The 19,883-nt window shown below is 58.1% G+C and carries 23 protein-coding genes and 1 pseudogene; 12 read left to right on the forward strand and 12 right to left on the reverse strand.

Features of this window, described 5'->3' with window-relative positions:
* Window positions 1-110: 110 nt before the first annotated feature.
* Window positions 111-923: a tryptophan synthase subunit alpha gene (gene trpA, locus AC1Q6D_RS28965; protein WP_047535924.1), complete on the reverse strand. Its 813-nt coding sequence runs from the start codon at window positions 921-923 to the stop codon at window positions 111-113.
* On the reverse strand, window positions 923-2,143 hold the full coding sequence (trpB, locus tag AC1Q6D_RS28970; protein WP_103405397.1) for a tryptophan synthase subunit beta: 1,221 nt from the start codon (window positions 2,141-2,143) through the stop codon (window positions 923-925). The genes trpA and trpB overlap by 1 nt, the downstream gene beginning before the upstream one ends.
* 121 nt (window positions 2,144-2,264) lie before the next feature.
* On the opposite strand from trpB, the gene AC1Q6D_RS28975 reads away from it, so the two are divergent.
* Entirely contained in the window at window positions 2,265-3,158 is an 894-nt protein-coding gene (locus AC1Q6D_RS28975; RefSeq protein ID WP_103405396.1) for a LysR family transcriptional regulator, read from the forward strand.
* Here the strand turns inward: AC1Q6D_RS28975 and AC1Q6D_RS28980 are convergent.
* On the reverse strand, window positions 3,155-3,481 hold the full coding sequence (locus AC1Q6D_RS28980) for an ElaB/YgaM/YqjD family protein (protein ID WP_047535917.1): 327 nt from the start codon (window positions 3,479-3,481) through the stop codon (window positions 3,155-3,157). The two genes, AC1Q6D_RS28975 and AC1Q6D_RS28980, sit on opposite strands and share 4 nt — an antisense overlap.
* Before the next feature lie 157 nt (window positions 3,482-3,638).
* Between AC1Q6D_RS28980 and AC1Q6D_RS28985 the strand changes: the two genes are divergently transcribed.
* Both AC1Q6D_RS28985 and AC1Q6D_RS28990 read left to right on the forward strand, forming a co-directional pair.
* On the forward strand, window positions 3,639-3,854 hold the full coding sequence (locus tag AC1Q6D_RS28985; RefSeq protein WP_047535914.1) for a dodecin: 216 nt from the start codon (window positions 3,639-3,641) through the stop codon (window positions 3,852-3,854).
* A gap of 122 nt (window positions 3,855-3,976) precedes the next feature.
* The gene (locus AC1Q6D_RS28990) at window positions 3,977-4,198 is read left to right on the forward strand and encodes a DUF1161 domain-containing protein (protein ID WP_103405395.1); all 222 of its coding nucleotides are present in this window, start codon (window positions 3,977-3,979) and stop codon (window positions 4,196-4,198) included.
* A gap of 62 nt (window positions 4,199-4,260) precedes the next feature.
* Here AC1Q6D_RS28990 and AC1Q6D_RS28995 read toward each other — a convergent pair whose 3' ends face one another.
* On the reverse strand, window positions 4,261-5,262 hold the full coding sequence (locus AC1Q6D_RS28995; protein WP_103405394.1) for an LLM class flavin-dependent oxidoreductase: 1,002 nt from the start codon (window positions 5,260-5,262) through the stop codon (window positions 4,261-4,263).
* A gap of 240 nt (window positions 5,263-5,502) precedes the next feature.
* Between AC1Q6D_RS28995 and AC1Q6D_RS29000 the strand changes: the two genes are divergently transcribed.
* Both AC1Q6D_RS29000 and AC1Q6D_RS29005 read left to right on the forward strand, forming a co-directional pair.
* A complete protein-coding gene (locus AC1Q6D_RS29000) occupies window positions 5,503-5,934 on the forward strand; it encodes an OsmC family protein (protein WP_103405393.1) in 432 nt (143 codons plus the stop codon).
* 155 nt (window positions 5,935-6,089) lie between these two features.
* Window positions 6,090-6,323, forward strand: coding sequence for a DUF1161 domain-containing protein (locus AC1Q6D_RS29005; protein ID WP_103405392.1), 234 nt, complete (start codon window positions 6,090-6,092; stop codon window positions 6,321-6,323).
* 6 nt (window positions 6,324-6,329) lie between these two features.
* Here AC1Q6D_RS29005 and AC1Q6D_RS29010 read toward each other — a convergent pair whose 3' ends face one another.
* The gene (locus AC1Q6D_RS29010; protein ID WP_103405391.1) at window positions 6,330-6,749 is read right to left on the reverse strand and encodes a PA0061/PA0062 family lipoprotein; all 420 of its coding nucleotides are present in this window, start codon (window positions 6,747-6,749) and stop codon (window positions 6,330-6,332) included.
* 40 nt (window positions 6,750-6,789) lie between these two features.
* Window positions 6,790-7,212, reverse strand: coding sequence for a PA0061/PA0062 family lipoprotein (locus AC1Q6D_RS29015; protein ID WP_047535895.1), 423 nt, complete (start codon window positions 7,210-7,212; stop codon window positions 6,790-6,792).
* 59 nt (window positions 7,213-7,271) lie between these two features.
* Between AC1Q6D_RS29015 and AC1Q6D_RS29020 the strand changes: the two genes are divergently transcribed.
* Window positions 7,272-8,363 carry an aminopeptidase gene (locus AC1Q6D_RS29020; protein WP_103405390.1) on the forward strand — a complete coding sequence of 364 codons (1,092 nt, stop codon included), beginning with the start codon at window positions 7,272-7,274 and terminating at the stop codon, window positions 8,361-8,363.
* A 39-nt stretch (window positions 8,364-8,402) separates the two neighbouring features.
* Here AC1Q6D_RS29020 and AC1Q6D_RS29025 read toward each other — a convergent pair whose 3' ends face one another.
* A complete protein-coding gene (locus AC1Q6D_RS29025) occupies window positions 8,403-9,053 on the reverse strand; it encodes an HAD family hydrolase (protein ID WP_103405389.1) in 651 nt (216 codons plus the stop codon).
* 44 nt (window positions 9,054-9,097) lie between these two features.
* The gene (locus tag AC1Q6D_RS29030) at window positions 9,098-9,643 is read right to left on the reverse strand and encodes a gamma carbonic anhydrase family protein (protein WP_103405388.1); all 546 of its coding nucleotides are present in this window, start codon (window positions 9,641-9,643) and stop codon (window positions 9,098-9,100) included.
* A gap of 88 nt (window positions 9,644-9,731) precedes the next feature.
* Between AC1Q6D_RS29030 and prlC the strand changes: the two genes are divergently transcribed.
* Together prlC and AC1Q6D_RS29040 are read left to right on the forward strand one after the other, a co-directional pair.
* The gene (gene prlC / locus AC1Q6D_RS29035) at window positions 9,732-11,783 is read left to right on the forward strand and encodes an oligopeptidase A (RefSeq protein WP_103405387.1); all 2,052 of its coding nucleotides are present in this window, start codon (window positions 9,732-9,734) and stop codon (window positions 11,781-11,783) included.
* Window positions 11,780-12,067 (forward strand): YheV family putative zinc ribbon protein, encoded by a 288-nt coding sequence (locus tag AC1Q6D_RS29040; protein ID WP_103405386.1) that lies wholly within the window; start codon window positions 11,780-11,782, stop codon window positions 12,065-12,067. The genes prlC and AC1Q6D_RS29040 overlap by 4 nt, the downstream gene beginning before the upstream one ends.
* Before the next feature lie 45 nt (window positions 12,068-12,112).
* Here AC1Q6D_RS29040 and AC1Q6D_RS29045 read toward each other — a convergent pair whose 3' ends face one another.
* From AC1Q6D_RS29045 to AC1Q6D_RS29055, 3 genes are all read right to left on the reverse strand, one after another.
* Complete coding sequence (locus tag AC1Q6D_RS29045) at window positions 12,113-12,757, reverse strand: phosphatase domain-containing protein (protein ID WP_103405385.1); 645 nt, start codon at window positions 12,755-12,757, stop codon at window positions 12,113-12,115.
* A 118-nt stretch (window positions 12,758-12,875) separates the two neighbouring features.
* The gene (locus tag AC1Q6D_RS29050; protein WP_103405384.1) at window positions 12,876-13,406 is read right to left on the reverse strand and encodes a hypothetical protein; all 531 of its coding nucleotides are present in this window, start codon (window positions 13,404-13,406) and stop codon (window positions 12,876-12,878) included.
* Between the two features lie 99 nt (window positions 13,407-13,505).
* Window positions 13,506-13,805 carry a hypothetical protein gene (locus AC1Q6D_RS29055; protein WP_103405383.1) on the reverse strand — a complete coding sequence of 100 codons (300 nt, stop codon included), beginning with the start codon at window positions 13,803-13,805 and terminating at the stop codon, window positions 13,506-13,508.
* A 207-nt stretch (window positions 13,806-14,012) separates the two neighbouring features.
* On the opposite strand from AC1Q6D_RS29055, the gene AC1Q6D_RS29060 reads away from it, so the two are divergent.
* On the forward strand, window positions 14,013-15,071 hold the full coding sequence (locus AC1Q6D_RS29060) for a PA0069 family radical SAM protein (RefSeq protein ID WP_103405382.1): 1,059 nt from the start codon (window positions 14,013-14,015) through the stop codon (window positions 15,069-15,071).
* Window positions 15,072-15,106: 35 nt separating this feature from the next.
* Window positions 15,107-15,877: pseudogene (locus AC1Q6D_RS29065) on the forward strand (solute carrier family 23 protein); the annotation flags it as partial.
* A 118-nt stretch (window positions 15,878-15,995) separates the two neighbouring features.
* On the opposite strand, the gene AC1Q6D_RS29070 reads toward AC1Q6D_RS29065, so the two are convergent.
* Complete coding sequence (locus tag AC1Q6D_RS29070; RefSeq protein WP_103405381.1) at window positions 15,996-16,637, reverse strand: hypothetical protein; 642 nt, start codon at window positions 16,635-16,637, stop codon at window positions 15,996-15,998.
* Between the two features lie 370 nt (window positions 16,638-17,007).
* Between AC1Q6D_RS29070 and coxB the strand changes: the two genes are divergently transcribed.
* Window positions 17,008-18,135 (forward strand): cytochrome c oxidase subunit II, encoded by a 1,128-nt coding sequence (gene coxB, locus AC1Q6D_RS29075; protein ID WP_047535858.1) that lies wholly within the window; start codon window positions 17,008-17,010, stop codon window positions 18,133-18,135.
* 82 nt (window positions 18,136-18,217) lie between these two features.
* Window positions 18,218-19,804, forward strand: coding sequence for a cytochrome c oxidase subunit I (gene ctaD / locus AC1Q6D_RS29080; RefSeq protein ID WP_047535857.1), 1,587 nt, complete (start codon window positions 18,218-18,220; stop codon window positions 19,802-19,804).
* Window positions 19,805-19,883: the final 79 nt, after the last annotated feature.

Here is a 19,883-nt window from a genome sequence, read left to right on the forward strand (position 1 = left end):
TCACGGCACACGCAGCAAAAAGGGCTTCAGAACGAGGTCCTGAAGCCCTGGGTCTTGCTCATTAGTCTGTGCCGGAGGGCGCTAATTCCTCTGTATCAGGAACTTTACCCTCAGCTGACGCGCGCTTTACGCACACCTTCGGCCAGCGCCGAACAAAGGCTCAGCACGCCATCCACCGCCTGCTCCGGCGTCGTGGCATTGGCGATGTGATCGATCAACGCCGACCCCACCACCACACCGTCAGCCAGACGCGCGATATTCGCGGCCTGTTCCGGGGTGCGGATGCCGAAACCGATGCTGATCGGCAGATCGGTATGACGACGCAGACGCGCGACCGCTGCTTCGACGTGCTCCAGAGTTGCCGCACCGGCACCGGTCACACCGGCCACCGACACGTAATACACAAAACCGGAGCTGCCATTGAGCACGGTTGGCAGACGCACATCGTCAGTGGTCGGCGTGGTCAGACGGATGAAGTCAATGCCCGCGGCCTGCGCCGGGTCGCACAATTCGCCGTTATGCTCGGGCGGAATGTCGACCACGATCAGACCATCGACGCCGGCCTCTTTCGCTTCCGCAATGAAACGCGGCACGCCGTACTTGTGGATAGGGTTGAAGTAGCCCATCAACACCAGCGGCGTTTCGTTGTTGTCCTTGCGGAACTCACGAACCATTTCCAGGGTTTTCGCCAGGTTTTGCTTGGCAGCCAACGCACGGATGTTGGCCAGCTGGATCGCCGGGCCGTCGGCCATCGGATCGGTGAAGGGCATGCCCAATTCGATCACATCGGCGCCAGCCGCCGGCAGGCCCTTGAGGATCGCCAGGGAGGTGTCGTAGCTCGGGTCGCCTGCGGTCACGAAGGTCACCAGGGCGGCGCGGTTCTGTTCCTTGAGTTCGGCAAAGCGCGTTTGCAGGCGGCTCATCAGTGTTTCTCCTGCTTCGATTGTTCCATGTGGTGCATAACGGTTTGCATGTCTTTGTCGCCACGGCCCGACAGGTTGACCACCATCAGGTGATCTTTCGGCAGGTTCGGTGCGCGCTTGAACACTTCAGCCAGGGCATGGGCGCTTTCCAGGGCAGGAATAATCCCTTCCAGGCGGCAGCATTGGTGGAACGCCGCAAGGGCTTCGTCGTCGGTCACCGAGGTGTACTGAACGCGACCGATGTCATGCAACCAGGCGTGTTCCGGGCCAATACCCGGGTAGTCCAGGCCAGCGGAGATCGAGTGAGCGTCGATGATCTGGCCATCGTCGTCCTGCAGCAAGAAGGTGCGGTTGCCGTGCAGCACGCCCGGTACGCCGCCGTTCAGGCTAGCCGCATGCTTGCCGGTTTCGATGCCATAACCGGCCGCTTCGACACCGATGATCTCGATGCTCTTGTCGTCGAGGAACGGATGGAACAGGCCCATGGCGTTGGAGCCACCGCCGATGCACGCCACCAGACTGTCCGGCAGACGGCCTTCATGGGCCTGCATCTGCTCACGGGTTTCCTTGCCGATCACGGACTGGAAGTCGCGAACCATCGCGGGATAAGGATGCGGACCGGCCACGGTGCCGATCAGGTAGAAGGTATTGTCGACGTTGGTCACCCAGTCACGCAGGGCTTCGTTCATGGCGTCTTTCAATGTACCGGTGCCGGATACCACCGGAATCACTTCGGCGCCCAACAGCTTCATGCGGAACACGTTGGCTTGCTGACGTTCGATGTCAGTGGTGCCCATGTAGATCACGCAATCCAGACCAAAACGCGCAGCCACGGTGGCGGTCGCCACGCCGTGCATACCGGCGCCGGTTTCGGCGATGATGCGTTTTTTACCCATGCGTCGAGCCAACAGGATCTGGCCGATGCAGTTGTTGATCTTGTGAGCGCCAGTGTGGTTCAGCTCTTCACGTTTGAGATAGATCTTCGCGCCGCCGCAGAACTCTGTCAGACGCTCAGCGTAATAGAGCGGACTTGGACGTCCGACATAGTCACGCTGGAAGTAGGCCAATTCTTCTTTGAATGCAGGATCTTCCTTGGCAACTTCGTACTCGCGGGCCAGATCGAGGATCAACGGCATCAGGGTTTCGGCGACGTAACGGCCGCCAAACGTACCGAACAGGCCGTTGGCGTCAGGGCCGTTGCGCAGATTTGTCTGAGTCATTTGGCGCTCCAGTTGAATGCGTGAAGTGACGTGTAAAGAGAGAGTGGATTCACTCTACCCCTGACGCCCCGGACTGAAAACCGATAAGATCGCCACAACCTGTCAGGAAAACTCACAGATCATGAGCCACGACCTCCCACCGCTCAACGCCCTGCGCGCCTTTGAAGCCACTGCTCGCTTGAACAGCGTGAGTCAGGCGGCCGAACAGCTGCACGTCACACATGGCGCGGTCAGCCGACAACTGAAGGTGCTCGAAGAACACCTTGGCGTGAGCCTGTTCATCAAGGACGGACGTGGCCTGAAACTCACAGATGCCGGTATACGTTTACGCGACGCCAGTACTGAGGCCTTTGAGCGCCTGCGTACGGTGTGCGCCGAACTCACGCAGAGCACGGCCGATGCACCGTTCGTCCTTGGCTGCTCGGGAAGCCTGCTGGCGCGCTGGTTCATTCCGCGGCTGGGGCGGTTGAATGCCGATCTGCCGGACCTGCGCCTGCATTTGTCTGCCGGGGAAGGCGATCTTGATCCCCGTCGCCCGGGCCTGGATGCCTTACTGGTATTTGCCGAACCGCCATGGCCGGCGGACATGCAGGTGTTCGAACTGGCCAGCGAGCGGATAGGGCCGGTCTTGAGCCCGCGATTCGTCGGCTATGAACGGCTGAAAGATGCACCGGCCACATCGTTGCTGCAGGAATCCGTGCTGCACACCACCTCGCGCCCACAAGCCTGGCCCAGCTGGGCAGAGCAAAGCGGCCTCGACGTGAAGGCGTTGAAATACGGGCAGGGGTTCGAGCATTTGTATTACTTGCTGGAAGCAGCCGTGGCCGGATTGGGCGTGGCGATTGCCCCGCAGCCATTGGTCGCCGAGGACGTGAAGGCTGGTCGCTTGGTCGCACCCTGGGGTTTCAGCGAAACCCCGGCACAACTGGCATTGTGGCTGCCCAAGCGCGCTGCGGACGGGCGCGCCCGGCAACTGGCGCAATGGCTCAAAAACGAGCTGCGCCAGACAAATTAGTCACCGCGTTTGCACAACAGATAGGCCGCCAACAGACCCAGCGCCCCCACGGCGACACCGGCTGTAGTCCAAGGGTGTTCCTGGGCGTAGTCCCGGGTAGCGATCCCCGTTTCCCGGGTTTTGACCTTGACCTCTTCATAGGCATCGGCCAGTAGATGGCGCGAATGCCTCAATGCGTTCTCGGCGTTGCCTTTGAGCACCTTGAGGGTTTTACGCGACTCGTCCGAGGCATCGTCCTTCAGGTTTTCCAGGGATTTGAGCAGACTCTCGATTTCCGCTTCCATGCTTTGCAATGAGGCTTTGCGTAACGAGCTGTTGGCCATGGTGGCTCTCCTGCATTGTTGATGAGTGGCGTGTGTTGGTTGGGACTCCAGAGGCTCGAGAAAGTGCAGTAAATGTGAACCTCTCTGTCAAACCGAGCGACAAAAGTAAGACAGAAAATCACTGCTAGGCTGTATTTCACACCCTAAGGAGAACGCCATGACTGACCATCACACCTATAAAAAAGTCGAACTGGTAGGCTCGTCCACCAGCAGTATCGAAGATGCGATCAACAACGCATTGACCGAGGCCAGTAAAAGTCTCAAGTACATGGAATGGTTTGAAGTGACGGAAACCCGTGGGCACATCAAGGACGGCAAGGCTGCGCATTTCCAGGTGACACTCAAAGTCGGGTTCCGGATCGCCAGTAGCTGAGTTTTTATCCTGGCTTCTGAACTCGTGCGCTGGCCGAGTGCCACATGAAGTAGCAAAACGCTACATCACTGCGTCCGGCGGCTGGCTGGACGCTCCTTTGATCCGACCAGGGAATGCGACCAATGAAGAAGTTTATTTTGGCGGTAGGTTTATTGAGCCTTGCAGGCAGCGCATTGGCGGCCGGCAAACCGTGTGAAGAGCTCAAAGCCGAAATCGCCGCAAAACTCGATGCCAAGGGCGTTTCCGGGTATTCACTGGAGATCGTCGATAAAGGCGCTGCGGCCGGCGGGAAAATCGTCGGTAAATGTGAAGGCGGCGCCAAGGTCATTGTCTACAAAAAGTAGGCGATTCCTTTGCTCATTAAAAAGCCGACGCCATGGCGTCGGCTTTTTTGTAGCGTTAAACCTCAGCCCTTCATGACTTGCGCCAGCAATTCATAGGAATGCACACGATCGGAATGTTCATACAGGTCGCAGGTAAAAATCAGCTCATCGGCTTGAGTCTGCTCGATCAGCACCTCCAGCCTGGCGCGGATCTTCTGCGGGCTGCCGATCATTGCCAGGCCCAGGAAATCACTGACGGCTTCTCTCTCATGGGGCAGCCACAGACCGTCCATGGTTTTCACCGGTGGGCGCTGCACCAGGCTCTGGCCACGCATCAGGGCAAGAATGCGCTGGAACACCGACGTAGCCAGATAGTCGGCCTGCTCATCCGTATCGGCCGCCACCAGTGGCACACCGAGCATCACGTAGGGCTTGTCCAGCACCGCTGAAGGCTTGAAATGGTTGCGATAGACGCGAATCGCCTCATGCATGTAACGCGGTGCGAAATGTGAGGCGAACGCATAGGGCAAACCACGCTCACCGGCCAGTTGCGCACTGAACAGGCTGGAGCCCAGCAGCCAGACCGGCACCTGGGTACCGGTGCCCGGCATCGCGATGACTCGCTGATCCGGAGTGCGCGGCCCGAGATAACGCATCAGCTCTGCGACGTCTTCGGGGAAATCATCAGCGCTGCCGGAGCGTTCACGGCGCAACGCGCGAGCAGTCATCTGATCGGAACCGGGAGCACGCCCCAGGCCCAGGTCGATCCGGCCGGGATACAGACTTTCAAGGGTGCCGAACTGCTCGGCGATCACCAGCGGTGCGTGGTTGGGCAGCATCACCCCGCCCGAACCGACGCGAATGGTCGAAGTACCGCCGGCCAGATAACCGAGCAATACCGAGGTGGCAGAACTGGCGATGCCGTCCATGTTGTGGTGTTCAGCGACCCAGAAGCGGTTATAGCCGAACTTTTCGACGTGCTGCGCCAGGTCCAGCGAGTTGCGCAACGACTGGGCTGCGCTGCCGTTCTCCCGTACAGGCACCAGATCGAGGGTCGAAAACTTGATATCGGACAGTCGTTTCATAAACCTGCTTCTCCAATTGAGGGCGCAGGTTTTTTCTTGCGAACGAAAACCTGCCGAATCCAACAGCGTGTTTCATGCAATGAGGGCATATACCCGAGTTTCAATGGCACAGCGAAAATTACTGCCGAATAGGCGGCGTGATCAGATCAGGTGAACTTTGCACCGCGGTCTATCCTCAGAACCCTAGCGAGGCAAATCACGTAGGCGCGACGCTCCGCGCCGGCTCTTGAGGAGACAAGCATGGCTATCATCAAAAAAGCATCGGCCCATTGGGAAGGTGATCTGAAAACCGGCATCGGTTCGATATCCACGGAAACCGGCGTTCTCAGGGAAGCGCCCTACGGCTTCAAGGCACGTTTCGAAGGCGGCAAGGGCACCAACCCCGAGGAACTGATTGGCGCGGCCCACGCCGGTTGTTTCTCCATGGCGTTTTCCATGATTCTCGGTGACGCCGGCCTCAAAGCCGACAGCATCGATACCAACGCCGAAGTGACCCTGGACCAAGTGGACGGCGGCTTTGCGATCACGGCGGTGAAACTGATCCTCAAGGCGAAAATCCCCGGAGCGAGCCAGGCTCAGTTCGAGGAGTTGAGCAACAAGGCCAAAGAAGGTTGCCCGGTGTCCAAAGTGTTGAATGCCAGGATCAGTCTGGATGCGACTTTGGTCAGCTAGCGCATAAAACATCGCCGCTTCGGCAGCTCAAAGAACCTGCCGAAGCGGCGATCTTTTTTTGCATGGCCAGAGATTTGCCAGATAAAACTGTGGTCGAATAAATGACAGCAGCCGAATCGCATGATCATCCGCGCTGCCTCAAGGGAGCTTCAACCATGAAACGTTTTACCTTGGCGGTTATCTGTTGCGCACTGGCCACTTCAGCCCTGGCGGCACCGAAACCTTGCGAAGAACTCAAGGCCGAAATCGAAGCCAAGATCCAGGCCCGAGGGGTTACGTCCTACACACTGGAAATCGTCAAAAACGAAGAAGTCCACGATCAGAATATGGTCGTTGGCTCATGCGAATACGGCACCAAGAAAATCATCTACCAGAAGAACGATCGCTGATCGGCCTCACGGTATACAGTTGATCTGCCTGGCTTCGGCGACGATTTCACGTTTGGCGTTGAACAAACGTGCTTCGGGAGTAAACGCCATGGAACGGGCTTCCAGCAGATAGCGCTGACCGGCCTCGAAATGATCGTACTTGATGATCATGTAGCACAGCCGTTCCGTACCTCCGTCGAACAAGTCAGAGCCCCCGCCGGGCACCTCGAAATCAAAGCGCACAGTCAGCTCGTGACTACCGGGCGTCACCTGGAAAAAACGCCCGTCGCGTGATCGCACGTTGTCCAGCCGTTCGGCCATCAGCAATTTGTCATTGGGGAATGGCGTAGAGAAATCGACCCACGCCATCTGCGGGTTGACCGCCGGCATAGGACTCGAACAACCGGCGACCACACTTGCAGCGAGTAATAGCATCAACCTGCGCATGATGAATGTCCCGAATATCAGGTATTCAGCATAGCGCCGATCAGGTGCGTTGGCAGCCCGCCGGTGTGCCCTTGCCGATCACTTTTCGCTGTTGATCGTAAAGCCTGGCCCACGGCCTGAAACCAATATTCCCCGCTTGCAGCTGATAACGCTCACCCGCATTGAAGTCATCGAATTTCACGTTTATCTGGCAATCACGCCACAGTGTCTCCGCGTTGGGGCCGATATTGCTGGGTTGAACCGGAAACTGGTAGCGAACCTTCAGCTCATGACTGCCAGGTTGCACCTCGAAATAGCGTTTATCGTTGGCCGCCTGTTTATCCACTGCCAACGCTTGCAACGCCGTATCTTCCTGCTGCGAATCCAGATCGATCCACGCCTGTGAAGGATCCTGGCGTGGTATTCCGAATCCAGCACAACCGGCCAGCATCAGCAGGCCTCCCGTCAGCATCAACTTGCGCATAGCGGAGCTCCAGTCAAGCGGGATAGTCTTGCGAGCAGACTTTCCAGGGATTTTTTATTTTGATCAGGCCGCGTCCAAGCCTTGGGTTACTTGATCGCGTTTTGCGCGTTTTGTTTCCGGGCATGTTGTTTTTGTTGCTCAACGGTTGTGCCAGCGTCAGCTACTACAGCCAGCTGGCCAGCGGTCAACTGCAGTTGCTGCGGGCACGGGAGCCGGTTTCCAGTGTGATTGCCGACCCCGATCGCGATCAAAAACTGCGTGCACACCTGATCCAATCACAAAAAGCCCGCACATTTGCCAGCCAACAGCTGCATCTGCCGGATAACCAGAGCTACCGCTTGTATGCCGACATCGGTCGGCCCTATGTGGTCTGGAATGTATTCGTCACACCGGAATTTTCCCTGAAGCCTCAGAACCATTGCTTCCCCATCGCCGGTTGCGTGGCCTACCGCGGTTACTACAACCAGAGTGCTGCCCGGGGCGAGGCGGCGCTGCAACGCCTGCAAGGCATGGACGTGTCGATCGGCGGTGTCGAGGCTTACTCGACCCTGGGCTGGTTCAACGATCCGATCATGAATTCGATGATGGGCTGGGGCGATGAGCGCCTGGCCACGCTGATCTTTCACGAACTGGCGCATCAACGTGTGTATGTGAAAGACGACACGGAGTTCAACGAGTCGTTCGCCACCTTCGTCGAACAGGAAGGCACCCGCCAATGGCGCGCATTCCGTAGCCTTCCACCGGACGATAATAAACAGGCACGACATCGGGACCAGTTCATTCAATTGGTTCTGAACACCCGGACACAACTGGAAGCGCTCTACGCCCTGCCGCTGCCGCCCGAGCAAATGCGCCAGCGTAAAGTCGCAGCGTTCGAGCGGTTACGCGCCGAATACCGTCAGTTGCGCGATGACCAATGGGCTGGAGACAAACGTTATGACGCCTGGATCAACGCACCGTTGAACAACGCACGGTTGCTGCCGTTTGGCCTGTACGACCAGTGGGTGCCGGCGTTTGCGGCGCTGTTCAAGCAACAGGGAGGCGATTGGGTGAGGTTTTATGCGCAGGTCGAGAAGCTTGGGGCTTTGCCGGTTGAGCAGCGCAAGGCGGTGCTCAAGGCAATGGCGGAACCCAAGAGTACCGATGGCTGAACAGGCCTCTACGCGGGCAAGCCCGCGAAGGCCGTTTGCCTAACGCCGCAAAAACGCCTGATGCATGTCATCCAGGGTTTCAAAATGATAGGTCGGCGCCTCGGCGCTCAGTTCTTCCCGACTGCCAAAGCCATAACCGACAGCCGCCGCGTCCATCCCATTGCTCCGCGCACCGATCAAATCGTGCTTGCGGTCGCCGATCATCAGGGTATTGGCCGGGTCCAGGCCTTCTTCGGCGATCAAGTGAGCGATCAGCTCGACTTTGTTGGTACGGGTGCCATCCAGTTCGCTGCCGTAAATCACCTTGAAGTGCCTGGCGAAATCGAAATGCCGGGCGATTTCCCGGGCGAACACCCAGGGTTTGGACGTCGCAATGTAAAGCTGTCTCCCTTGTCCGCCGAGGGTTTCCAGTAGCGGCGTGACACCGTCGAAAACGCGATTCTCGTAGAGCCCGGTCACTTTGAAGCGCTCCCGGTAAAAATTGACCGCTTCCCAGGCCCTGGCCTCATCGAAGTCGTAGAACTGCATGAACGCTTGTAACAACGGCGGGCCGATGAAGTGTTCGAGTTTGCTCAGGTCGGGCTCATCGATGCCCAGTTTGCCCAGGGCAAACTGAATTGAACGGGTGATGCCCTCACGGGGGTCGGTCAAGGTGCCATCGAGGTCGAACAAAACGGTCTGGTAATGCATGAAAATTCCTGGGCAATCGTGGGAGGCTGTCCGTTATCCGGGGCTCAAAGCTGGTCGTAGCCTTCGGCCAGATGCAGATCCTTGAGCTTCACGTAGTTCGCCGCGCTGTAGGTGAAAAAGGCTTGCTCCTTGTCAGTCAGCGGCCGGACTTGCTTCACCGGGCTGCCCACATAAAGGAAACCGCTTTCCAGGCGTTTGCCCGGTGGCACCAGGCTGCCGGCGCCGATGATCACATCGTCGGCGACCACCGCACCGTCCATGACAATACTGCCCATGCCGATCAACACCCGGCTGCCCACGCTGCAGCCGTGCAGCATGACCTTGTGGGCGATGGTCACGTCATCGCCGATCAGCAATGGGAAACCCTCGGGGTTGAACGGCCCGGCATGGGTGATGTGCAGTACGCAGCCGTCCTGCACGCTGGTGCGCGCACCGATGCGGATGCGGTGCATGTCGCCACGGATCACCGTCAGTGGCCAGACGGAGCTGTCTTCACCGATTTCGACGTCGCCAATCACCACCGCCGAACGGTCGACAAAAGCGCCTTTGCCAAGCAGCGGCGTGTGGTTCTGATACTTGCGAAGGGACACGATAGGTTCTCTCTCTGTCGCTGATAGCTGCGGTGAGTGTCGATTGTAATTAAGATGGCTGCATGTTTCTCCAGCCAAGGTATCAACCGTGAGCGTGAACAACCCTCTCTTGCAGCCCTACGACCTGCCGCCGTTCTCCACGATCCGTGCCGAACACGTGCAACCGGCCATTGAACAGATCCTGGCTGACAACCGTGCCGCCATTATCGAGATCCTCAAAACCCAGGGCAAACAGCCGATCTGGGCTGGGCTGGTACTGGCAATGGACGAGCTCAACGACCGCCTCGGCGCTGCCTGGAGCCCGGTCAGCCACCTCAATGCCGTGTGCAACAGCGCCGAACTGCGCGAGGCCTACGAGTCCTGCCTGCCGGCCCTGAGCGCCTACGCCACCGAATTGGGCCAGAACCGCGAACTGTTCCAGGCCTTCGAAGCCCTGGCCAACAGCCCGGAAGCCGCCGGTTTCGACGTGGCGCAGAAAACCATTCTGGAACACTCCCTGCGCGATTTCCGCCTGTCGGGTATCGACCTGCCGGAAGCCGAGCAAAAGCGTTATGCCGAAGTGCAGAGCAAGCTGTCCGAACTGGGCAGCCGCTTCTCCAACCAGTTGCTCGACGCCACTCAGGCCTGGACCAAGCACATCACCGATGAAGCCGCCCTCGCCGGCCTGACCGACTCGGCCAAGGCGCAAATGGCTGCTGCAGCCCAGGCCAAAGACCTGGATGGCTGGCTGATCACCCTGGAGTTCCCGAGCTACTACGCGGTAATGACCTACGCCCAAGACCGAAAATTGCGCGAAGAAGTCTACGCCGCCTACTGCACACGTGCGTCGGACCAAGGCCCGAACGCCGGTCAGAACGATAACGGCCCGGTGATGGAACAAATCCTCGATCTGCGTCAGGAGCTGGCAAAACTGCTGGGCTTCACCAGTTACTCCGAGCTGAGCCTGGCCACCAAAATGGCCGAATCCAGCGATCAGGTCCTGAGCTTCCTGCGTGATCTGGCCAAGCGCAGCAAACCGTTTGCCGTCCAGGACCTGGAGCAGCTCAAGGCTTACGCGGCGGAACAAGGCTGCCCGGACCTGCAAAGCTGGGACAGCGGTTTCTACGGCGAAAAACTCCGCGAACAGCGCTACAGCGTGGCCCAGGAAGCCCTGCGTGCCTACTTCCCGATCGATAAAGTGCTGAGCGGGCTGTTCGCTATCGTGCAACGCCTGTACGGCATCGAAATCGCCGAACTCAAAGGCTTCGACACCTGGCACCCGGACGTGCGCCTGTTCGAGATCAAGGAAAATGGTCAGCATGTCGGCCGCTTCTTCTTCGACCTCTATGCCCGTGCCAACAAGCGCGGCGGTGCCTGGATGGATGGTGCGCGCGACCGTCGTCGTACCGCTGGCGGCGTTCTGCAAAGCCCGGTGGCCAACCTGGTGTGCAACTTCACCCCGGCCGACAGCGGCAAACCTGCCCTGCTGACCCACGATGAAGTGACCACCCTGTTCCACGAATTCGGTCATGGCCTGCATCACCTGCTGACCCGGGTCGAGCACGCTGGCGTGTCCGGCATCAATGGCGTGGCGTGGGATGCAGTCGAGTTGCCAAGTCAGTTCATGGAAAACTGGTGCTGGGAACCTGAAGGCCTGGCGTTGATTTCCGGCCACTATGAAACCGGCGAGCCACTGCCTCAGGACCTGCTGGGCAAAATGCTCGCAGCGAAAAACTTCCAGTCCGGCCTGATGATGGTGCGTCAACTGGAGTTCTCGCTGTTCGACTTCGAACTGCACGCCACCCACGGCGACGGTCGTGGCGTGCTGCAAGTGCTCGAAGGCGTGCGCGACGAGGTGTCAGTCATGCGTCCACCCGCCTACAACCGCTTTCCCAACAGCTTTGCGCACATCTTTGCCGGGGGTTACGCAGCGGGGTACTACAGCTACAAGTGGGCTGAAGTGCTCTCGGCCGACGCCTTCTCGAAATTTGAAGAAGAAGGCGTGCTCAACGCCGACACCGGTCGCGCGTTCCGCGAGGCCATACTGGCGCGTGGAGGATCCCAGGAGCCGATGGTGTTGTTCATCGATTTCCGTGGTCGTGAGCCATCGATTGACGCACTCTTGCGTCACAGCGGCTTGAGTGAGGACGCAGCAGCATGAGTGAGGGTCCAGTGGTAACAAAACGACGCTTTATCGCCGGTGCGGTTTGCCCGGCTTGCAGCGAGCCGGACAAATTGATGATGTGGAACGAGGATGGCGTGCCGCACCGCGAATGCGTGGCCTGCGGTTACTCCGACACACTGAATGAACAAGGCTTGTCGGTACCCAAGGAGTTGGGCACCCGGGTCAACACCCCCGCCTTGAAAGCACCGGATGCCAAGGTTCAGGCAGTGCAGTTCTTCCCGAACCCGAAGCTGAAGAAAAAGTCAGACGAGCAACACTGAGTGACATGAACCGCCTTCCACTGCGCAATGCAGTGGAGGGCAGGGTTACTCGACATGTGCCGACTTGAACCAACTTTTCATCGAACACGCCGCGAACGGGCTAGTGCTGCAATCGCCGTTGGCCAGCGCGGTGCGAAGTTTGTCGACATCGGCCTGCATCATGTAACGAATACCGTCCTTGAAGTGGGTGCTGTCACCAAAGCCACCATGGGTCATTTCGTTCAGTGCGTCTTCCTTGCTCCAGCCCTGCACCACAACCCGATACATGGCCGCGATCAAACCGGTTCGGTCAGATCCATGCTTGCAGTGCATCAAAACCGGGCCTTTGGCTTCGGCGGTTTGAATGGTGCGCAGGGCCTTGATGATGTCTGCGTCATCCACATGGTTTGTGCGATAGGGCAGTTGTACCTGGGCGATACCGGGTGTCGACAACCAGCTTGAATCCGGCTCCGGAAGAAAACTGATCACGGTGCCGATCTTGAGTTTTTCCAGAAGCGAAACAGCGCCACTGTCGGGCAGTGCGCTGCGATAGAGCGTCGGGCTCATCTGAAAGAGGTTGTACTGCACCTCGACCGGTTGCGCCCACTCTGGCGGACGAGGCAAAGCCGTGTCATCCGCGAAGACCGGTGTAAGGTTGAAAAGTGCAACAAGCGATAGGCACATCGCCGGAAAAATGCGCGGTAGGGGCATGCTCGGTTGACCGTTCAGGGAGAGACTGGATGTTGATGTCTTATGTTCAGCCCTGAGCGGTCAAAGGCCCGTGAGGCAGGTGTCAATGAAACGTGAAATATGCGCGGATCAGCTGAATTTACAATCTCAATTTGATGAACGCTTTTATCAGGTTTTCCAGGCCGAGGGTTTCATTGACAGCTGGGCCGGAATCGGGATTGATCCTTCTTACGGAGAAACTTTCACCCTTATCAGAAGAAGTGGCGTTCAAAAGATAATTGAATTCCGGTTGCTCAAAATCTTCCAGGTCCAACACACTAACTAGCACCAGAAGTCTTTTATCCTCGACAGGAGTGACTTCAAGAAAAACTCCACTATCGGAGCTGATTGCTGTCTGATCACGAAACTCCAGCGCGAGCCGAGTAATCACATTTATATCTTTCTCATCAATGCTGCCATCCGCAACAACATTTATGTCGGACCAGGGATCAAACTGCAGAGAGTATTCTTCTGTATCGTTCGGATTAAAATTCAAAACCGTGACTGTTTCTTCAGCAAGATCTGCGTAATCAGCACCAGATGGCTTCCTCAGAATTTTTAGAACTATTTTATTACTTTCCGGTGTTTCTATTCGCTGTAAGAACACACCCGTGCTTGCGGGATTCCACATGATGGACTTCCTTATCTGCAGCTGCGCACAGCTCGTGTGCGCAGCATGCCACTCCACCTTCGGCAACTGAACGTGCCGACAGTGACTGGCAATCATGAATCAGGGACGAACGATATTTGCATAGGCTTTGGCGAGTGCCAGCAATCTGGCCCTGTCGTCATTATCGATATCGCCATCACCATCTACATCTTTGGCGTTGCCAATACTGAAAGATTGACCGCCGTCAGTAGAGGATGCAATGAAAATGGTGGAATCAAGCAACTTTTCAGTGATCGCTCCTTCTTCATCCTGTGCAGGCTCTTTCAGAGCGAATTGCATGGAAACCAGCACTTCATCCGGATCGACTACGGTCGGGCCAAGTTTCTGAAGAAAAATACCACGACGATTGAAATACGACATTATTAAATCCTTTTAAGCGATATTCATAATTAGGGTTTGCTGCAAAAAAATAATACCGATACTTATTGCCTGCAAACCAGACTACATATGTATCTATTAATTACCACACTCTGGCTTATATAATTAAAACAGAAAAATGCCGAACGGCACTGGTCGACCACGGCGCAGCGATATACTGTATGTGCGTACAGCTAACAGGATGCCCCCATGCAAACGCCATTGCCCCCCCGTGGCCGCGGCACCGCGACCAACCCGCACAATCGCTTCGCCCCCAATCGTTCGGTGGCCGAGGACGACGGCTGGTATCAGGAAGTGCCGATCACGCAAGGCACCGAGGTGCGCATCGAGACGGCGAAAACCATCATCACCCGCAACAATTCGCCAGATCTGCCCTTTGATCGTTCGATCAATCCTTACCGCGGATGCGAGCACGGTTGCATTTATTGCTATGCACGACCGAGCCATGCCTATTGGGACATGTCCCCGGGACTGGATTTCGAAACGCGCCTGATCGCCAAGACCAACGCCGCTCAGGTGCTGGAGGAACAACTCTCCAAGCGTGGCTATCAATGCGCGCCGATCAATCTTGGCTCCAACACCGACCCGTATCAGCCGATCGAGCGCGAACACAAAATCACCCGCCAAACCCTGGAAGTGCTGCTGCGTTATCGCCACCCGGTGACCATCATCACAAAAGGTTCGTTGATCCTGCGCGATCTGGACCTGTTGGCCGAACTCGCCCGGCAGAGACTGGTGGCGGTGATGATCAGCCTGACCACCCTGGATGACGAACTCAAACGCATCCTTGAACCCCGAGCGGCGGCGCCCAAGGCCCGGCTTCGCGCGATCAGGGTCATGCGTGAGGCGGGAATTCCGGTGGGAGTGCTGTGCTCACCGATGATTCCCATGATCAACGACAGCGAACTCGAAAGCCTGCTGACCGAGGCCCATGCGGCCGGAGCACAGAGTGCGGCGTATATGATGCTGCGCTTGCCGCTGGAGGTTGCACCGCTGTTCGAGGAATGGCTGGGCGCTCATTACCCGCAACGGGCGGCTCATGTCCTGAGCCTGATTCGCCAGAGCCGTGGTGGTGAGTTGTACGACAGCCGTTTTGGCGCACGGATGCGCGGCGAAGGTCCCTTTGCCGACCTGTTGGCACAGCGCTTTTCCAAAACCATCAGGCGCCTGGGGCTTGATCAACGGGGAGGGTTTAACCTGGATTGCGAATCCTTTTGCCCGCCAGGTCGCCAAATGTCATTGATTTAAGGACGATTGACCTATTGCTGAGTATTGGGAAAGCGCTCGCCGGCATCGGGGTATTGATCGTCCTGTCACAGGTGCATGTGATGCTCGATGCCGCGCCCAAGCCTTCGGGACTGGATAACCTGGCTGATCCCGCCCTGCCGATCGCCGCGTTTGCCGTGGCCTTTATCGCCAGCGCCGAAACCCTGCTGTCCGCCGCCGCAGTAGACCGCATGCACAGTGGTCAGCGTTCGGATTTCGATCGCGAACTGTCGGCACAAGGAATCGGCAACACGCTCTGCGGACTGCTTGGCGCGTTGCCGATGACCGGCGTGATCGTTCGCAGCTCAGCCAATGTACAAGCCGGAGCCACCACTCGGTACTCGACGATTTTCCACGGACTGTGGCTGCTGGCGTTCGTGATGCTGCTGTCGAGCGTGCTGCAAAGCATTCCCGTGGCAAGTCTGGCCGGCGTGCTGATCGGCTTTGGCTTGACCATGGCCAAACTGGCCTGGAAAGCCTCACGCTTGAAGGTCAGCCTGATCGACCTGCCCAAAGAGGGAAAAATGGAGTTGCGGCTGGTGGGCGCGGCCACCTTTCTCAAAGTGCCGGCGCTGGCCCGGATACTCGCCAGCATTCCTGACGGCGCGACGGTGCATGTGCCGCTCAATAATCTGAGCTACATCGATCATGCGTGCCTGGAGCTATTGGAGGAATGGGGTCGGGCGAATGCGGCGAAGGGCTCGAAGTTCTTGATCGAGTCCCGGGGACTGAAGCGCCGGTTGGAGGGACGGGTACGGACCAACACCGGCATAGGTGCATCGGGCTGAATACCCCTGCAGGAGCGAGCTCGCGATGGGCAAAAGAATACCGCGGGGTGTCAGGATGCCCGCGTAACCGTTGTCGACCATCGCGAGCAGGCTCGCTCCTACAGTGGACGGAGGTGGATCAGGCTTCCAGCTCCAGGCCCACGCCCAGGCGGCGGGACATGCACGGCCAACGCTTCCACGCGGCGCCGGTGTCCGGGCTGCTGAGCTTCTCGCGGTAGGCCTCTACCGACTCCAGAGCGAAACTCTCTTCGTTGAGCATCTCGTCGAAAGCGTGATGCACCGCCTCGTCCAGTTGGTTGGCGAACTCCTCACCGATCAATTGGTGAGCAATCAGGTTGGCGACAGTCATGTCCAGGGGGATCAGTGGCTGGCCAAAATGCTTGATGTACAGGTCATTGACCTCTTCGACAAACCGATGCGCCAGGTAGGCCTCGTCCAGCAGGCTGTCGAGCCCGACGTGCCCGGCCATGATCGCCGGTGGCTGGAGGAAATACTGCTCGGCGATTTTCAGCACCGGTTTGATCTGTGACTCGATACCCGCTTCCCTGGCGACTTCATTGGCTGCGTCCAGCAGATCGGGCACTTCGTCGATGTAGGCGGCGACAAAACGTGTCAGTACCCCATTGGCATCCGCCTCCGGCAATTGGATCGCCGGATGCAAGCGAGGCAGTTTGCTTTCCAGCTGACGCGTCAGCAGGCCGGTTTCGGATTCGTGTTGTTGGGCTTTTTGGATCTGCTCGCGCAATGCGGCGGTGTTCATGAAAACTCCAGGAAACAAGGCAATGAAATAGGGAAGACATAACTTAGCTGGCTTACGAAAAATGCTAAGACGCATTTGTCATAATTATTTCATCCTTGAGACACCTGCGTTATATCGATTTGCCACCACTCGTCTGCATCCTTCTCCTTTCGTGGCCTGCAATGCAAGTTAATGCTGTTTCAGATCATTTACGCCTTCGCATTGCGAGGTGAGAGTCGCTGTCTATACTCGGACTTGAATGGAGTTAGCTGATGACGCCCGACTGCAAATGCAGCAAGGCCCGGCGATTCAAGTTCGTAGTCTGATGCAGCCGCTCCCTTGCCGCAGGTGAAAGCCGGCGGGATAACAAGAACGATAAGGGGAACCCGCAATGATGCGACATCCACATGTCTGGATGGGCCTCCTGTTGTGGTCGATTTTCAGCCAGGCGCAAGCCGCCTGGACTGTGAATATGGCGCCTGGAGCGACTGAAATCAGTCACGCTGTATTTGACCTGCACATGACCATTTTCTGGATCTGTGTGGTGATCGGCATCATCGTCTTTGGCGCCATGTTCTGGTCGATGATTCTGCACCGCCGCTCGACCGGGCAGGTGGCCGCAAAATTCCATGAAAGCACCACCGTCGAAATCCTCTGGACCATCGTGCCCTTCATCATTCTGGTGGCCATGGCGGTTCCCGCGACGGCGACCCTGATCAAGATGTACGACCCCAGTGAGCCGGATATCGATATCCAGATCACCGGTTATCAGTGGAAGTGGCATTACAAATACCTGGGCCAGGACGTCGAGTTTTTCAGCAACCTGGCCACCCCCGCCAACCAGATCCACAACAAGGAAGCCAAGGGCGAGCATTACCTGCTTGAGGTCGACAAGCCGTTGGTGCTGCCGATTGGCGCCAAGGTGCGCTTCCTGGTGACATCCGCCGACGTGATCCACTCCTGGTGGGTGCCGGCCTTTGCGGTCAAGCGCGATGCGATCCCGGGGTTCGTCAACGAAGCCTGGACCCGCGTCGACAAACCCGGCATCTACCGTGGCCAGTGCGCCGAGCTGTGCGGCAAGGATCACGGCTTCATGCCGATCGTGGTCGAGGTCAAGGAAAAGGCCGATTACGACAAGTGGCTGGCCGACCGCAAAGCCGAAGCCGCCCAGCTTAAAGAACTGACCAGCAAGGAATGGACCCTCGACGAGCTCAAGGAGCGCGGCGACAAGATCTATCACACCACGTGCGTAGCCTGTCACCAGGCCGAAGGCCAGGGACTGCCGCCCATGTTCCCGGCGCTCAAGGGCTCGAAAATCGCCACCGGACCGAAAGAGGCTCACCTGAGCCTGGTCTTCCACGGCAAGCCAGGCACCGCCATGGCGGCGTTCGGCAAGCAGCTCTCGGAAGTCGATATCGCGGCGGTCGTGACCTACGAACGTAACGCCTGGGGCAACAACAAGGGCGACATGGTCACTCCTAAAGAAGTGCTGGAGCTGAAACAGGCGGAAAGCAAATGACCCGGTCTATTGCGCATGTAAGGAACCGGTCGGGGCACAGCGCCCCGGCCTGCCCAGCCCATCTGTTGACAGGAGACAGGCCATGAGCGCCGTTATCGATGACCACGGTCATGCCGACCACGCCCACGGCCCCGCCAAAGGCCTGATGCGCTGGGTGCTGACCACCAACCACAAGGACATCGGCACGCTGTACCTGTGGTTTGCCTTCACCATGTTTCTGTTGGGTGGTTCGTTCGCGATGGTGATTCGCGCCGAATTGTTCCAGCCAGGCCTGCAAATCGTCGAACCGGCGTTCTTCAACCAGATGACCACCATGCACGGTCTGGTGATGGTGTTCGGTGCGGTGATGCCGGCGTTCGTCGGCCTCGCCAACTGGATGATCCCGCTGATGATCGGCGCACCGGACATGGCCCTGCCACGGATGAACAACTTCAGCTTCTGGCTGCTGCCGGCGGCGTTCATCCTGCTGGTCTCGACCCTGTTCACCCCCGGTGGCGGACCGAACTTCGGCTGGACCTTCTACGCCCCGCTGTCAACGACCTATGCACCGGAAAGCGTGACGTTCTTCATCTTCGCCATCCACTTGATGGGGATCAGTTCGATCATGGGCGCGATCAACGTGATCGCCACCATCCTCAACCTGCGCGCCCCCGGCATGACGTTGATGAAAATGCCGCTGTTCGTCTGGACCTGGCTGATCACCGCCTTTCTGCTGATTGCGGTGATGCCGGTACTGGCCGGGTGCGTGACGATGATGCTGATGGACATCCACTTCGGCACCAGCTTCTTCAGCGCCGCCGGTGGCGGTGACCCGGTACTGTTCCAGCACGTGTTCTGGTTCTTCGGCCACCCCGAGGTGTACATCATGATTCTGCCGGCCTTCGGCGCCGTCAGTTCGATCATCCCGACCTTCTCGCGCAAGCCGCTGTTCGGCTACACCTCGATGGTCTACGCCACCGCAAGCATCGCGTTCCTGTCGTTCATCGTCTGGGCGCACCACATGTTCGTGGTCGGCATTCCGCTGGTGGGCGAGCTGTTCTTCATGTACGCCACGCTGTTGATTGCGGTGCCGACGGGCGTGAAGGTGTTCAACTGGGCCAGCACCATGTGGCAGGGCTCGCTGACCTTCGAGACACCCATGCTGTTCGCCGTGGCGTTCGTGATCCTGTTCACCATCGGCGGTTTTTCCGGGTTGATGCTGGCCATCGCCCCGGCGGACTTCCAGTACCAGGACACCTACTTCGTGGTCGCGCACTTCCACTATGTGCTGGTGCCAGGGGCGATCTTCGGGATCTTCGCCTCGGCCTACTACTGGATGCCGAAATGGACCGGCCACATGTACGACGAAACCCTCGGCAAGCTGCATTTCTGGCTGTCGTTCATCGGCATGAACATGGCCTTCTTCCCGATGCACTTCGTAGGGCTGGCCGGCATGCCGCGCCGGATTCCGGACTACAACCTGCAATTCGCCGACTTCAACATGGTGTCGTCGATCGGCGCATTCATGTTCGGAGCCACGCAGATCTTCTTCCTGTTCATCGTGATCAAGACCATTCGCGGCGGCCCGCCGGCACCGGCCAAACCGTGGGATGGGGCCGAAGGCCTGGAGTGGAGCATCCCGTCGCCGGCGCCGTATCACACCTTCACCACGCCGCCGGAAGTGAAATGAACGTAACCCCTGTAGGAGCGAGCCTGCTCGCGAAAAACCTGAGAGCGCCGCGGAGCATCAGGCTTGCAGCGTTATCGTT

It is taken from the genome of Pseudomonas sp. MT92 (assembly GCF_058792515.1).